This window comes from Nemorincola caseinilytica, from assembly GCF_039540515.1.
GTDB lineage: Bacteria > Bacteroidota > Bacteroidia > Chitinophagales > Chitinophagaceae > Nemorincola > Nemorincola caseinilytica.
This window is the reverse complement of record NZ_BAABFA010000018.1, coordinates 30,190-43,166: the sequence shown is the minus strand read 5'-3', so window position 1 is coordinate 43,166 and position 12,977 is coordinate 30,190. Positions and strand designations below refer to the sequence as shown.

Genomic DNA, 12,977 nt, shown 5'->3' with positions numbered 1-12,977 from the left:
TACCATATAAAAGATCGTTAAAGCCTTATACCTTCTCTTTGAAGCGGTAACGCACCGTGCGGCCATTGTTCACCTTGGTGGTGGCTATGGTTATCACACAGTTCACGTTGTTGGTAAAGGTATACTCGAACTCCCTGCAGCCCGGGTCTTGCAGCATGGCCTTGTTTCGCGCTATCACCCGTGTTATATAGGGCACCTTCGATGCCGGGTGCACGCGCTCTGCAGTACCTACAGGCTTTATACCGTAGCATTTGGAAGGTACATTCCCCGCCGGCTCATCAAACTTCTTTGTGATCTTGAACTCAGGAAAATACACCGACCGTTCCTTTACCTTGCCGTTCTCGCCATAGGTATAGTTCTCTACATGTATCACGTCCTTGTTATTGTCGTTCATCCGCACCTCCTTTATCTTCTGGCCCTCCTTGTCGTAGTACATTTTGGTGTAGAACTCTATCTTGCCGTTAAAGTAAGAGCACTCCGATGTCACCGACTCGCCTGTCTTCTTGTCCGCACTGTAGTCATAGGTCTTCTTATACACATTGCTGTTCAGCGCATTGGTGCGTATGTGGCATATCTTGCGGTTCTTGTCGTCATACCTCCATTCGTTAGCCTCCAGCAGGTTGCCATCCTTATAGTCCTCGGTCTTCAGCAGTTGCCGTTTGGGGCTGAAGTAGTTGATGGTCTTGTACACATTGTTGTCCCTGCCACGCACGGCCTCGGTCATGGTCACCGAGCTGTCGGTCGCTATATAGGTTATGATGCTGTCCGCCAGCGAAAGCCGCACACTATCGGCATGGGTGTAGTTGTAAATGTACTCGTGAATGATGCTGCCGGCAGTATAGGTCTTCCACCCTGCCTTGAAGGTTTGCTGGCCACGCAGCGTGCCTGCTACCAGCAAAAGTGGTACAGCTAGATACAGTGTTGGCCTCATAGCAAAAGAGAATTTGGTGATATTATGCACAAAGTAAAACAGGACAGCAGAACAGCCATCATATTTTAACTAACAGGATGTGGATATGTACCCCTAGCACAAGGGCTACCAACGCAAAATATCAAGGAGCTTCAAGGATCTGATAATTATGAAATAGTGTGATCAGAGCCCATCTCCTCCCCTTGGGGGAGGTCGGGAGGGGCTGAATATAGGCCTTGTTTTTATGTCCTCATGGTATAACTTGCATCCTACATCATCCATATCCCTATGAGCAGCAGAAAAGTTGTACTATACATAGCCACCAGCGCCGATGGCTACATTGCCAAAGAAGATGGCGACCTGGGATGGCTATCGGCAGTAGAAAAGCCGGGCGAGGACTACGGCTACCACGAATTCGTAAGCACGGTAGATACCGTGATAATGGGCCGCAAGACCTACGACAAGGTGCTGAGCTTCGGCATAGAATTCCCCCACAAGGGCCGCAAATGTTATGTATGGTCGCAGAGCCGCACGGGCAGCGACGATAATGTGACCTATGTGAACGGCCCCCTGGCCTCACTTATAGCAGAGCTGAAAAGCACCGAAGGCAAGGACATATTCATAGACGGCGGCGCCGAAGTAGTGAACCAACTGATGAAGGAAGACCTTATAGACCGCTATATCATCTCTGTCATACCGGTGTTCATAGGCGGCGGCATACGTTTGTACAATGAGGGCAGGCCACAGCAGCAGCTATCGCTGGTACGCTCCATGGCATACACATCAGGCCTTGTTCAGACGTGGTATGAGCCGAAAGCCGACTGATCAGCCTACCATCTTTTTAGCCACCAGGCATATGCCACCCAGCGCTACCCCTACGGCCACGCCTATCACCGGGCCGGTAAGCAGGGGAAAGAAACGCGCAGGCATAAAGGTCACTTTATCGAAATTCTCTTTCAAAGAGGGGTTGTTGGCTATATAGCTGTCGAAAAAGGCACATTGGCTCAGGCCGTTCAGTACGCCCCACAATATGCCTATGTACAGCCCATGCAGAAATATTTTGCCCTCCACGTTCCGGGCTACCACCAGGGCGGTCACCACCGCAAAGAGCAGCCAGAGAAATGGCTCTATCTTTTGTGTATAGCCGTTCACGGCCAGCGCTCCCATCAGCAGGCCACAGCACGACAATATAGAAACGATCATCCAGTTCATAGCATCCGTTCTCATTCAATGATGCAAGTTAGCCCCCATGGCGGCATACTTTCACAACTAAATTAACAACATTTACACGATGCTTTTGCTACTTTCACGCATTGCAGGCACCATATGGACCGTAAACAGCTGAAATGGCGGCTTCTCTACTACTGGCAGTACTTTCCCTTCACGCTCAATACTGTGCTGTGCGGGGTAGCTGCATGGGCCGCCTTCAAGCTGCTGTACAAGCCCGCCCCCAAGGGTGACTACCCTTCGCCCTTCATGCCCTTCATCATCCTCATGGGCAAGCTGGCCTTCTGGTTACTGGTAGCATTGGTACTGCTGTCCATGCTCAGTACACTGGCCAGTTACTTCTACTACGCATGGCTGCGCGCATCAAAGGGCGTGACCCTGAATGTAGAGTTCGCTACCGAGACAAAGAAGGGCAAGACCAATAAGCTATACCTTATAGCCCAGCTAGAGGGCGCTTTCCGCCCCATACTGGGTTTCATAAAGGGCCGCCTCTACTATGACGACAACATCATGACCGACCGCTTTGCCCTCATGACCGACAAGCGCAGGCCCCGTAGCCTGCGCCGCCTGGCAGTAAGCGGCAAAAGCAGGCTATACCTGCCCGACATAAAGGAATACGACCTCAAAGGCGGCTTCATCTACTTCCAGGATATGCTGCATATCTTCTCACTGGCGGTAGAGCAGCCGGTGAGCGGCCACTTCTACCAGCCACCCGTGCTCACCGGCCAGCACGATGCCGAGGTATACCCCAAAAAGACCGAGAACATGGATGTGCGCATAGAGCAATTGCGCCGGGTAGAGGGCGAATACCTCAATTACAAGGACTTTGAAAGCGGCGACGATGTGCGTCGCATAGTATGGAAGGTATATGCCAAGAATCGCGACCTGGTGGTGCGCATACCCGAGATGTTCGAGCCCTATGCTTCGCACCTGTATTTCCATGCCTCCTTCTATGCCGATGTGAAGGCCCAATGGCTGGCCGATGGCTACATGAAGGAAATGCTGAACTACTACAAGAACTGTGTATGGACGGTATACGACACCCTGTCGAAAAAGGAATGGGAGATGCGCTACATACCCGATCAGTCCTTCAACCTGGCCGATATGCCCGAGGATGAGCGTCCGGCACGCATCATCACCAATAGCGACTGGCACCGCGACCGCTCACTGCGGCAGTACTTCAACCCTCGCACCGGCGCCGTGCTCTGCATATCTTCCTTCACCAGCATGGCAGAGCTGCAGGAGGTGCTGGAACATTGCGATGCATCTACCGTGGTATACTTCGTAAAGGCATCGGGTATTCTGCGCTCCTTTGTACCCCTCACCTGGATCAGCAGGCTCATTTTCCTGCCCCCGCAGGACCGCCTCTCCAAACTACGCGCCCGCTGGACCTTCTCGCCCATGCGCCTGCAGGTACAAAAGCGCGAGAAAGAGATAGAAAAGATACTGCAGGCCAGCAAGGTCACTTATGGTGTCATATAATACCGGCACAAAAAAGGGCCGGCATAACGCCGACCCACAAAATATCTTTCTTCTGGCCTGTTACTCCAGGTATACGGCCGTCACCTTCTTTCCCGTTGTCTCTACCTCTATATGGTCTTGCAGCGTGGTGGCCACGGTATGACCCACTATATCGGCAGCTATGGGGAACGATTTATGTTTCCTGTCCACCAGTACGGCCACCATTATCTTTTTCAGGTCGTAAGATAGTATGCCGTTCAGGGCATACATCATTGTCTTGCCCGAGTTCGCCACATCATCCACCATCACCACCGTTCTGCCGCTCAGGTTCTCATCTACCGCAAATACGAAGTCCAGCGGGCTCTTCTTGTTGATGGTCACCGTTATGAACTTGATCTTCAGCGGAGACACCTTTTTCAGCATCGCCACCAGGTTGGCCGCCACTATACTGCCGGTATTCTCTATACCTATCACCACTATCTCTTTCTCATCGCTGTTGCGCTCCCATATCTCGTAAGCCATGCGGCGCAGCTTGAATTCTATACGTTCCTGATCGAGGAGAAGTACTCTCTTTTTTTTCATAAGCAGTTAGTTTGATCTGATGGCTACTACCGGGTCCAGTTTAGATGCCGACACGGCCGGAATGATGCCTGCCAACACGCCTACGAATATAGAAACAAAGATGCCAATGAAGAAATTACTTAACGAGAGGATAACCTCGAATTCAAATCCATATGTTAAGATAAGACTTATCAGCATAACTATCATTATACCTGCCACCCCACCTATGAGGGAAAGTACCACTGCCTCCAGCAGGAACTCTAGCAATACCGAGCTGTTCTTTGCCCCTATGGCCTTTTTCAGGCCTATGATGCGCGTACGCTCACGCACCGTCACGAACATGATATTGGCGATACCGAAAGCGCCCACCAGCAGCGATAGTCCACCTATGAACCACCCCACTATGTCTATGGTACCGAACACCATGTTCAATCGTTCCGATACCTGGCTCAATTGATTGATAGCGAAATCATTAGGCTGTCCGGGCCTCACCTTTCGCATACGGCGCAGCACCCCTTCTACCTCGTACTTCACCTCGTCCACATCCTTGCCATCGGCAGCCTTTACGGCCAGTATGGGGTCGTAATTCAGCGAATGCACATCCAGCACGGTAGCGGCCGAATAGTAGGGGAAAACCACCGAATTGTCATAGTCGAATCCCGCCATGTTCTGCCCTGCCTTCTTCATTACCCCCACCACATTGAACTTTTTGCCCAGGAAGCTCACATTCTTGCCCAGCGGGTCGGTATTGCCGCCAAAGAGGTTGCGGTACACGGCATAGCCCAGTACCACGGCATTATTGCCCCCGTCTATCTCCGAAGAGCTCAGGTACCTGCCCAGCTGTATGTCTATGTTCTGCACCTTGTCAAAGTAGTTCAGCACGGCATAGCCCGCTATGCTGCTCAGTTCGGCATCATTATATTTCACCGTTATACGGTGAGACGACAGGCAGAGTGTCACTGCAGCCACATCGGGTACATTGGCCTCTATGGCCCTTACTTCCTGCGGGGTCATACCCGGCCTGCGCCAGTATTCCCACCACTTATATTCGGTACCGTCATCCATCCACGGCCAGCGGCCCACATATAGTACATTGCTGCCCAGTGTGGCCATATCTTTCTGTATATTGTTCTTCAGGCTGTCCAGTACAGTAAGTACAGATATGATGCAGAATATACCTATGGTAATACCCAGCAGAGACAGGAACGTACGCAACTTATTGGCTTTCAGCTCCAGGAAGGCCTGAACGATACTCGTACCCGTTATCTGCCAGAAGTTGGTCATGCACAACAAAAGTAATGGTAAAATTTCGTGGTCCACACCATAATGATCTCGCCGCCATGGAATAATTTTGCAGCTAACTAAATACGGCCGTTTTGCCATTCATAGCTCCCTTCCTTTCCAGGAACAAGGCATTGGGTTACCCCCGCTTCCGCAACTACATGATGATGCGTTTTTCCATCATCATGGCGCTCAATATGCAGGCGGCCATCATTGCCTACTATGTATACCAGCTCACCCACGATAAGCTGGCGCTGGGCATGATAGGCCTGTGGGAGGTGATACCCGCCGTGGGTGTCTCCATGTTCTCGGGCCATTTTGTAGACCTGCGCGAGAAGCGCACCCTGCTCGTACGCTGTTTCTTTGCCTACCTGCTTTTATCCGCTTTTTTTGTATCGCTTACCTGGCCGGGTATAGACGGGCTCATTTCTACCCGGGGCATAGTATGGCTCATATACGCAGGCATCTTTGCAGGCGGTGCATTGCGGGCCTTCATCAGCCCATCGTCTTTTGCCCTTATGGGTATGCTGGTACCCAAAGACCTCTACCCCAATGCCACTACCTGGAGCAGTGCCGCATGGCAGGCAGGCGCTGTATTGGGCCCGCTGGCAGGCGGTTTCATGATAGCCTATGCAGGTTTCCGTACCAGCCTTGTGTGCAGCGGCCTCATAGAGGTGGTAGGCCTGCTGGCCCTGCTGCGCATTCCCAAACAGCAGATACTGAACAAGACCCGAGAGCCCATTTTCAAAAGCCTGGGCGAGGGCATACGCTTCGTATTCAGTACACAGATAATACTTGCCGCTCTCTCACTCGATATGTTCGCTGTGCTCTTTGGCGGTGCGGTGGCCCTCCTGCCCGTCTTTACCGACGATATCCTGAAGGCCGGCGAGGTAGGCTATGGCTGGCTGCGTGCCGCGCCGGGTATAGGCTCCATCATCACGCTGCTCATACTTTCCTTTGTACCACTGGGCAAAAAGCCGGGGGTAAAGCTGCTCATCTGCATAGCAGGCTTCGGTATCACTACCATCCTATTCGGGCTATGTGGGCATTTCGGCACCGAGCCTGTTTTTAGCTATAGTGGCTTTGCGGTATCATACGGCTTCCTGGTGGCCTTCCTTATGCTGCTGGCCGGTGGCATGTTCGATGCCGTCAGCGTGGTCATACGCGGTACCATACTGCAGGTATATACGCCCGATAACATGCGTGGCCGCGTAGCCGCCGTCAATACCATGTTCATCAGCTCGTCCAACGAGCTGGGGGCTATGGAAAGCGGCATCACCGCCCGCCTCATGGGCACCGTACCCGCCGTGGTATTCGGCGGCTGCATGACCCTCCTCGTAGTGGCCGTCACATGGTTCAAAGCCCCTGCGCTGCATACACTAAGCCTGCATGGCGGTGAGGATAAGGATACCGACAAAAAGACAAATTAGCGGAAATACGTTATCTCCTGATCCATAGTGATCTTAGAGCTACCCGAGGCGCCCTTCATGTCCCATACCGCCCTTCGGTAGTTTCCATATCTGTCAAAGTCCAGGTAAGTAGTGGTGGTCGTTCCGCCTTTGTAGAGCTCGGTCTTTTTCAGAATGTTGCCTTGCAGGTCGTACACATATTTTGTAGTAGTGTGCCGTGAGTTTCCATCATCATACCTAGTATGTTCCTTTACCACATTGCCATACCTGTCATAGAGATACTCGGTAGTTCTTTGCAGGTGTCCATTCTCGTACTGCAGCATTTTCATGCCGGGCTTGCTATCGTCATACCTGTATACTGTTCTCTTGTTCTCGCCATTGGTACGGTGGCTGGTCTCCTCTATCAGCCTGTTCTTCCTGTCATAGACACTTCGGAAGTAAGTGAATATCATCCCACCTTCGAACTCGGTCACGAACATTCGCTCTACGATATTCTGCCGTTCATCGTACAGATCCACCCTTGAGGGGTATTTTTTCCCACCAACGAACTGCTCGGCACGCAGCAACCTATCGCCATCATATATATACTGGATCTTGCTGTCGTTCCTGGCGTCCTTTGTGTACCACAGCTCTTCCGTCAGCCTGTCGTTGCTGTACTTATAGAGTGTCTTATAGTCAAAGCCATGCCGCTTGTCTTTCACTTCGCTCTTGGCAAGCAGGCCCCCATTATACTTGTATGTATGTACCGAGTATACTGCACCCTTATTCCTGTCATCACCATATTTCGCCATGGTAATGTTCCCGTCCATGTTATAGGTCCTGCTTTCCGCAAAATAAGGGCCCCATACTTTCGTATCACCTACTTCATCCACGTTCTCACCCCATCGGGTGACATGCATACTCTTTACAGGCCCTTTTGGTTTGTCTTGGGCAAACACCGAAAGACATAGCATCAAAAGAACGACCATCAACATTCCCTGTTTCATAACCGAAAAATTTACAAAATACACTTATGGGGTGCTCGTAGACACCGGCACTATCTTCCCATTCATGAACCTATGGTTGTGCAGGCAGAAGTGGGCCACCATCCGCGCCATCTCTTCTGCCCCTACCGGCGCCTGGTAGCCGGGAAAAGCCTCGTTCAGCATTTCGGTATTCACCGCGCCCAGCGCCAGACAGTTCACCTTTATGTTCAGGGGCTTGAGTTCCTCTGCCAGGCACTCGGTCAGGTTGGCTATGGCCGCCTTGCTGGCGCTATAGGCCGCCAGCCCGGGAAACTTGCTGGTGCCCTGTACACCGCCCATGCTGCCTATGTTCACTATATGTGCCACAGCGCTCTTTTGCATCAGCGGTATGGCAGCCTGCACCATCTTCACCGTACCAAAGAGGTTTGCCTCGAATGTGCGCTGCCACATGCCCATATCCGTCATGGCAAATGGCTTGTTCATCAGCACACCCGCATTATTTATCAGTACATCTACCTCCTCGCAGGGTGCCAGTATGGCCTCCAGATCGGCCACGGTACTGGTGGCCAGGTCTGCGGGAAATATATAGATATTGCCATGAGGCGCATTGCTCCGCAGCACATCCAGCGCAGCAGTATTTCGCGATAGCGCTATTACCCTGTTGGCCGGGTCTTTGGCCAGTTCCAGCGCCGTATGATACCCTATGCCCCTGCTCGCCCCTGTGATAACTATATTCATGATATATGGGCTAAAAATACAGTATTATTCACAATACCACGGCCAGCAGGGCGCACAGCACACCGGCTGCACTATCTTTGCACCCACATGTACTCCATCATACGCAAGATATTGTTCGGCATAGAGGCCGAAAAGACCCACTACCTCGTAATGAGGTGGCTCACAAGAGGATATAACATATCGTTCGTCCGCAGCCTGCTCAAAAGCAGCTTCGTAAAACGGTCTCCCTCGCTAGAGCGTACCCTTTGGGGTATCAAATTCCCCAATCCCGTAGGTCTTGCCGCCGGTTTCGACAAGGATGCCAAATTCACCGATGCGCTGGCATGCCTGGGCTTCGGCTTCATAGAGATAGGTACGGTCACTCCCCGTCCCCAGCCCGGCAACCCCAAGCCCCGCCTCTTCCGCCTGCCTGCCGATAAGGCACTCATCAACCGTATGGGCTTCAATAATGATGGTGCTACAGAGGCCGCCAAAAGACTGCGCTCCCGCAAAGAGCCTATCATAATAGGCGGCAACATAGGCAAGAATAAGGACACCCCCAACGAGCAGGCCACCGACGACTATGTAAAAGGCTTCAACGAACTGTACGATGTGGTGGATTACTTCGTGGTGAATGTAAGCAGCCCCAATACGCCCGGCCTGCGCGCCCTGCAGGACAAAGAGCCGCTCACACAACTACTCAGTACCCTGCAAGGCCTCAATAAGCAGCACGGTGGCAAAAAGCCCCTGCTGCTGAAGATAGCCCCCGACCTCACCAACGAGCAACTGGATGATATAATAGACATAGTACGCACCACATCGCTCGATGGTATCGTATCTTCCAACACCACCATCAGCCGCGAGGGACTTGCCACACCCAAAGCCGTGGTAGAGGCCATAGGTATGGGCGGTCTCAGCGGTGCGCCCCTGCGCCAGCGCGCTACCGAGGTAGTACGCTACATACATACCCACAGCAAAGGCAGCATACCTATCATAGCATCGGGCGGCATATTCACCGCGGCTGATGCAAAGGAAAAGCTGGATGCCGGCGCATCATTGGTACAGGTATACACAGGCTTCATATACGAAGGGCCCGGCATAGTGAAGAATATCTGCAAGGGGTTGATGTGAGACACATAGATAAATTTGGCACACTTATTGTTTTGAAAAGATCATGCGTAGATCACACCTTCTATTATTGGCATCCATTTGCATAAGCACATTACCTGCATGCCGCAAAGAGAAAGTGATAACGCTTGATCCTCCTACTCCCGTTCCTGCTAATAAATGGCGGGCGCTCATATATAAAATGGGAAATAGCAGGACATGGAAAAGGACAGAATTGCACTGGCACTATGGCCCTTACGACTCATTGGTAGTTAAACCAGACACGACCTTTGCTTTGACAATAATAAACGACAGTAGTATATCCACTCCCATACCCGGCGTTGATATTGCATATTTAGGTGGTGCAGACTCCGATGTATTATTGTTTTACAACACATATTACGATGCAGGTCCTAATGTCCTGTCTTACCCTTGCAAGGTGTACTATTTCCCTGCTACAGACAGTATCAGTATAAAATATGATCCTTCATACCCATTTGGAATTGCGTATCAGTTCCATAACCCCTGATCTCTATGAGAAAAATAGCTGCTTGTATTATCATGATGATCACATGTGCCTGCCATAAACAAAAAAATGTAGTTATGGCAAAGCCTGACCTTTCCCTTTATACTCCCAATATTCTTGGCCCGCATATGTGGAGAAGAGGGATCGGCACAGGTGATGTTGTAGGGATACACAGGGTAGGAGGCGGAGATTCGGTAATTTATATAGATGCTATAGCCGGGTTGGGCGACTATATGTATTATTATACTTCAAGTGACAGTACTTTAGAATATAGGTCATATCCCCCCGAAAACTCCTCGAATATATTGATATACAATTTCAAGAAAAATTATCTTGAATACAATGGCATGTTCAGCTTTACAATATATGCACGGCTGTAACACCCAAATCTCACCTCATGAAAAACACCTCTGTAAACCCAGGCATATACCGCCACTACAAGGGAAAAGAATACCGTGTGCTAGGCACAGCCAAACATTCAGAGACCTTAGAAGATCTTGTGGTATATGAGACCCTGTACGAGAATGACCTGTCGAAGCTATGGGTACGCCCGCTGAAGATGTTCACCGAAATGGTGGAAGTGAATGGAGCTATGATATCCAGGTTCCAATATGTGCGCCCTGCCTAATGGCGTTCTTTTCTCGCAGCGGCGTTCTGCTCTTCTATACTGGCTTTGTTCGCAACTATATAGTTACGCAACTTAGTAAGCCCATCCAGTATCTCTTTATGTTTCGCCGGGCTTTTCTTCTTTGGGTAGAAGGTATATTCGTGTCTTTTATCCCATGCCAGTACCGAGTCCAGCACTATCGCATAATTGTCCGCATGACCGCCCAGGAAGAAGTTGATCTCCTCCCCCACTACACTGTTCAGCGATGCCAGTACGGCCTTATCTCCATCCTCCTCCACTTCGGGGTTGGCATGGCAGTAATATTTGTACCGCAACTGACCCAGGTAGTACAGAAAAGCGCCACCATACTTATCGCCCCTGTCGTAGGCATTTATGGCAGCCTCGTAGAACCCTGCAGGATGCATTCGCTCATATAGTAACGCCGTGTCGAACACTTTTTTATTCATCAGCGGCTTGGTCTGACCCATAGCAGCTAGAGGCAACAGGAAAATGGCCAGGATGGCCTGAACATAGAAACGCATGGGGTATATCATTAAAAGGTAAGCTATAAAAGTAAGGACAACAGACATAGGAAACTATACTGTATTTTATAAGCACGATCGTGATACTACATACTAACGGGTATCAGCCTACTTTCTCAATATCTTCTCCATTGCCCTTCCTTTGGCCAGTTCGTCTATCAGTTTGTCCATATAGCGCACCTTTCGCATCAGCTCATCTTCTATCTCTTCTATACGGTACCCGCATATCATTCCCGTTATCTTTGACACGTTCGGGTTCAGTTCCGGGGCCTCGGCAAAAAAGGTCTCAAAGTCACTTTTCCTGTCTATCTGCTGCTGCAATGTCTTTGCATCATAGCCCGTTAGCCAGAAGATGACAGTATCTACCTCTTCTTTCGTGCGTCCTTTTCTTTCCGCCTTTTGTATATATAACGGATAGACACTTGCAAAAGACATTCTGTACACCCTCGTATTATCCATTTGCCTGTTTTGTCCATCAAAGATAATTTTTTATCGCCTGCTGTCCGCTCCCCCGCTTTCCTACATTCCGCTTACCTTTGCACCCGTTATGACACAAGAGAACCTGAAAGAGATGCGCGAGCGTATAGCGCACCTGCATCGATTTCTGCGTGTAGAGGACAGGCTGGCCAAAATGGAGAACGACCGCCAGCTCACACTTGCCCCCGGCTTCTGGGACGATAATGCCCGTGCCACAGGCATCCTCAAAGAAATAAAGATCGACAAATACTGGGCCGACTTCTTCGACCGCGTGAGGGATTCTGTAGAAGACTTCGCCGTGCTATTCGACTTCTGGAAAGAGGGCGAGGCAAAAGAAGAGGAGGTACAGGAAGCCTACGACAAGGCGCTGAAGGATATAGACGACCTGGAGTTCAAGAGCACCCTCAATACCCCCGAGGACGAAATGCCTGCCATGGTGGTGATAAACAGTGGCGCCGGCGGTACCGAAAGCCAGGACTGGGCCGAGATGCTGCTGCGCATGTACCGCATGTATGGCGAAAAGCAGGGCTGGAAGGTGAGCGAGGTAGATGTGCAGTATGGCGATGGCGCAGGCATCAAACAGGCCACGCTGGAATTCGATGGCGAGTTCGCCTACGGACTGCTGAAGGCCGAAAGCGGTGTGCACAGGCTGGTACGTATCTCCCCCTTCGACTCTAATGCCCGCCGCCATACATCCTTTGCATCTGTATTCGTATACCCCCTTATAGATGATACCATAGATATACAGGTGAGCCCGGCAGACCTGGAATGGGCATTCTTCCGCTCGGGCGGCTCGGGTGGACAGAACGTGAACAAGGTAGAAACGGCCGTACGCCTGAAACATATACCCACAGGTATAATAGTAGAATGCCAGCAGGCGCGTACACAGGGCGAGAACCGCGAAAAGGCCCTCACCATGCTGAAAAGCCGCCTGTACGAGGAAGAGATGCGCAAGCGAGAAGAGATACTGAATGCCACCAATGCCACCAAGAAGAAGATAGAATGGGGATCGCAGATACGCAGCTATGTGTTCCACCCCTACAAGATGATAAAGGACCACCGTACCGACCACGAAGTAGGCAATGTGCAGCCCGTGATGGACGGTGAGATAGACGACTTCATAAAGGCATACCTGATGGCGGCCAAAGAGTAATAACAGACCACACATCCAGGCAGACCCAAACTCC

Annotated in this window: 15 protein-coding genes; 7 read left to right on the top strand and 8 right to left on the bottom strand. The window is 51.0% G+C overall.

Going from position 1 to position 12,977, the window contains the following annotated elements; translation table 11 throughout:
• Positions 1–25: 25 nt before the first annotated feature.
• Complete coding sequence (locus tag ABD843_RS12390) at positions 26–931, bottom strand: hypothetical protein (RefSeq protein ID WP_345083599.1); 906 nt, start codon at positions 929–931, stop codon at positions 26–28.
• A 267-nt stretch (positions 932–1,198) separates the two neighbouring features.
• Between ABD843_RS12390 and ABD843_RS12385 the strand changes: the two genes are divergently transcribed.
• Positions 1,199–1,735 (top strand): dihydrofolate reductase family protein, encoded by a 537-nt coding sequence (locus tag ABD843_RS12385; RefSeq protein WP_345083598.1) that lies wholly within the window; start codon positions 1,199–1,201, stop codon positions 1,733–1,735.
• On the opposite strand, the gene ABD843_RS12380 is transcribed toward ABD843_RS12385, so the two are convergent.
• Positions 1,736–2,137, bottom strand: a complete 402-nt coding sequence (locus ABD843_RS12380; protein WP_345083597.1) for a hypothetical protein — start codon at positions 2,135–2,137, stop codon at positions 1,736–1,738. It lies immediately after the preceding gene.
• A 99-nt stretch (positions 2,138–2,236) separates the two neighbouring features.
• On the opposite strand from ABD843_RS12380, the gene ABD843_RS12375 reads away from it, so the two are divergent.
• Complete coding sequence (locus tag ABD843_RS12375) at positions 2,237–3,619, top strand: DUF58 domain-containing protein (protein ID WP_345083595.1); 1,383 nt, start codon at positions 2,237–2,239, stop codon at positions 3,617–3,619.
• 60 nt (positions 3,620–3,679) lie between these two features.
• Here the strand turns inward: ABD843_RS12375 and ABD843_RS12370 are convergent, their stop codons facing one another.
• Positions 3,680–4,180 (bottom strand): phosphoribosyltransferase family protein, encoded by a 501-nt coding sequence (locus tag ABD843_RS12370; protein WP_345083593.1) that lies wholly within the window; start codon positions 4,178–4,180, stop codon positions 3,680–3,682.
• Positions 4,181–4,186: 6 nt separating this feature from the next.
• Positions 4,187–5,443, bottom strand: coding sequence for an ABC transporter permease (locus ABD843_RS12365; RefSeq protein WP_345083591.1), 1,257 nt, complete (start codon positions 5,441–5,443; stop codon positions 4,187–4,189).
• Between the two features lie 92 nt (positions 5,444–5,535).
• On the opposite strand from ABD843_RS12365, the gene ABD843_RS12360 reads away from it, so the two are divergent.
• Positions 5,536–6,870: an MFS transporter gene (locus ABD843_RS12360; RefSeq protein WP_345083589.1), complete on the top strand. Its 1,335-nt coding sequence runs from the start codon at positions 5,536–5,538 to the stop codon at positions 6,868–6,870.
• Here ABD843_RS12360 and ABD843_RS12355 read toward each other — a convergent pair.
• Positions 6,867–7,748: a hypothetical protein gene (locus ABD843_RS12355; RefSeq protein ID WP_345083588.1), complete on the bottom strand. Its 882-nt coding sequence runs from the start codon at positions 7,746–7,748 to the stop codon at positions 6,867–6,869. The genes ABD843_RS12360 and ABD843_RS12355 overlap by 4 nt on opposite strands.
• 111 nt (positions 7,749–7,859) lie before the next feature.
• Positions 7,860–8,552 carry an SDR family NAD(P)-dependent oxidoreductase gene (locus ABD843_RS12350; protein ID WP_345083586.1) on the bottom strand — a complete coding sequence of 231 codons (693 nt, stop codon included), beginning with the start codon at positions 8,550–8,552 and terminating at the stop codon, positions 7,860–7,862.
• Between the two features lie 87 nt (positions 8,553–8,639).
• On the opposite strand from ABD843_RS12350, the gene ABD843_RS12345 reads away from it, so the two are divergent.
• The 3 genes from ABD843_RS12345 to ABD843_RS12335 all read left to right on the top strand — a co-directional run bounded on the left by ABD843_RS12345 (position 8,640) and on the right by ABD843_RS12335 (position 10,792).
• Positions 8,640–9,662 (top strand): quinone-dependent dihydroorotate dehydrogenase, encoded by a 1,023-nt coding sequence (locus tag ABD843_RS12345; RefSeq protein ID WP_345083584.1) that lies wholly within the window; start codon positions 8,640–8,642, stop codon positions 9,660–9,662.
• Between the two features lie 510 nt (positions 9,663–10,172).
• Positions 10,173–10,544: a hypothetical protein gene (locus tag ABD843_RS12340; RefSeq protein ID WP_345083582.1), complete on the top strand. Its 372-nt coding sequence runs from the start codon at positions 10,173–10,175 to the stop codon at positions 10,542–10,544.
• Positions 10,545–10,561: 17 nt separating this feature from the next.
• The gene (locus ABD843_RS12335) at positions 10,562–10,792 is read left to right on the top strand and encodes a DUF1653 domain-containing protein (protein ID WP_345083580.1); all 231 of its coding nucleotides are present in this window, start codon (positions 10,562–10,564) and stop codon (positions 10,790–10,792) included.
• On the opposite strand, the gene ABD843_RS12330 is transcribed toward ABD843_RS12335, so the two are convergent.
• Together ABD843_RS12330 and ABD843_RS12325 are read right to left on the bottom strand one after the other, a co-directional pair.
• Positions 10,789–11,313 carry a hypothetical protein gene (locus ABD843_RS12330; RefSeq protein WP_345083578.1) on the bottom strand — a complete coding sequence of 175 codons (525 nt, stop codon included), beginning with the start codon at positions 11,311–11,313 and terminating at the stop codon, positions 10,789–10,791. The two genes, ABD843_RS12335 and ABD843_RS12330, sit on opposite strands and share 4 nt — an antisense overlap.
• A gap of 108 nt (positions 11,314–11,421) precedes the next feature.
• Entirely contained in the window at positions 11,422–11,772 is a 351-nt protein-coding gene (locus ABD843_RS12325) for a DUF2200 domain-containing protein (RefSeq protein WP_345083576.1), read from the bottom strand.
• A gap of 88 nt (positions 11,773–11,860) precedes the next feature.
• On the opposite strand from ABD843_RS12325, the gene prfB reads away from it, so the two are divergent.
• Positions 11,861–12,943, top strand: a complete 1,083-nt coding sequence (prfB, locus tag ABD843_RS12320; RefSeq protein ID WP_345083574.1) for a peptide chain release factor 2 — start codon at positions 11,861–11,863, stop codon at positions 12,941–12,943.
• Positions 12,944–12,977: the final 34 nt, after the last annotated feature.

What these genes read in the sequence shown, in the direction of transcription:
- ABD843_RS12390 (WP_345083599.1), bottom strand. Translation starts at nt 931, where the DNA reads ATGAGGCCAACACTGTATCTAGCTGTACCACTTTTGCTGGTAGCAGGC.
- ABD843_RS12385 (WP_345083598.1), top strand. Translation starts at nt 1,199, where the DNA reads ATGAGCAGCAGAAAAGTTGTACTATACATAGCCACCAGCGCCGATGGC.
- ABD843_RS12380 (WP_345083597.1), bottom strand. Translation starts at nt 2,137, where the DNA reads ATGAGAACGGATGCTATGAACTGGATGATCGTTTCTATATTGTCGTGC.
- ABD843_RS12375 (WP_345083595.1), top strand. Translation starts at nt 2,237, where the DNA reads ATGGACCGTAAACAGCTGAAATGGCGGCTTCTCTACTACTGGCAGTAC.
- ABD843_RS12370 (WP_345083593.1), bottom strand. Translation starts at nt 4,180, where the DNA reads ATGAAAAAAAAGAGAGTACTTCTCCTCGATCAGGAACGTATAGAATTC.
- ABD843_RS12365 (WP_345083591.1), bottom strand. Translation starts at nt 5,443, where the DNA reads ATGACCAACTTCTGGCAGATAACGGGTACGAGTATCGTTCAGGCCTTC.
- ABD843_RS12355 (WP_345083588.1), bottom strand. Translation starts at nt 7,748, where the DNA reads ATGCATGTCACCCGATGGGGTGAGAACGTGGATGAAGTAGGTGATACG.
- ABD843_RS12350 (WP_345083586.1), bottom strand. Translation starts at nt 8,552, where the DNA reads ATGAATATAGTTATCACAGGGGCGAGCAGGGGCATAGGGTATCATACG.
- ABD843_RS12345 (WP_345083584.1), top strand. Translation starts at nt 8,640, where the DNA reads ATGTACTCCATCATACGCAAGATATTGTTCGGCATAGAGGCCGAAAAG.
- ABD843_RS12340 (WP_345083582.1), top strand. Translation starts at nt 10,173, where the DNA reads ATGAGAAAAATAGCTGCTTGTATTATCATGATGATCACATGTGCCTGC.
- ABD843_RS12335 (WP_345083580.1), top strand. Translation starts at nt 10,562, where the DNA reads ATGAAAAACACCTCTGTAAACCCAGGCATATACCGCCACTACAAGGGA.
- ABD843_RS12330 (WP_345083578.1), bottom strand. Translation starts at nt 11,313, where the DNA reads ATGCGTTTCTATGTTCAGGCCATCCTGGCCATTTTCCTGTTGCCTCTA.
- ABD843_RS12325 (WP_345083576.1), bottom strand. Translation starts at nt 11,772, where the DNA reads ATGGATAATACGAGGGTGTACAGAATGTCTTTTGCAAGTGTCTATCCG.
- prfB (WP_345083574.1), top strand. Translation starts at nt 11,861, where the DNA reads ATGACACAAGAGAACCTGAAAGAGATGCGCGAGCGTATAGCGCACCTG.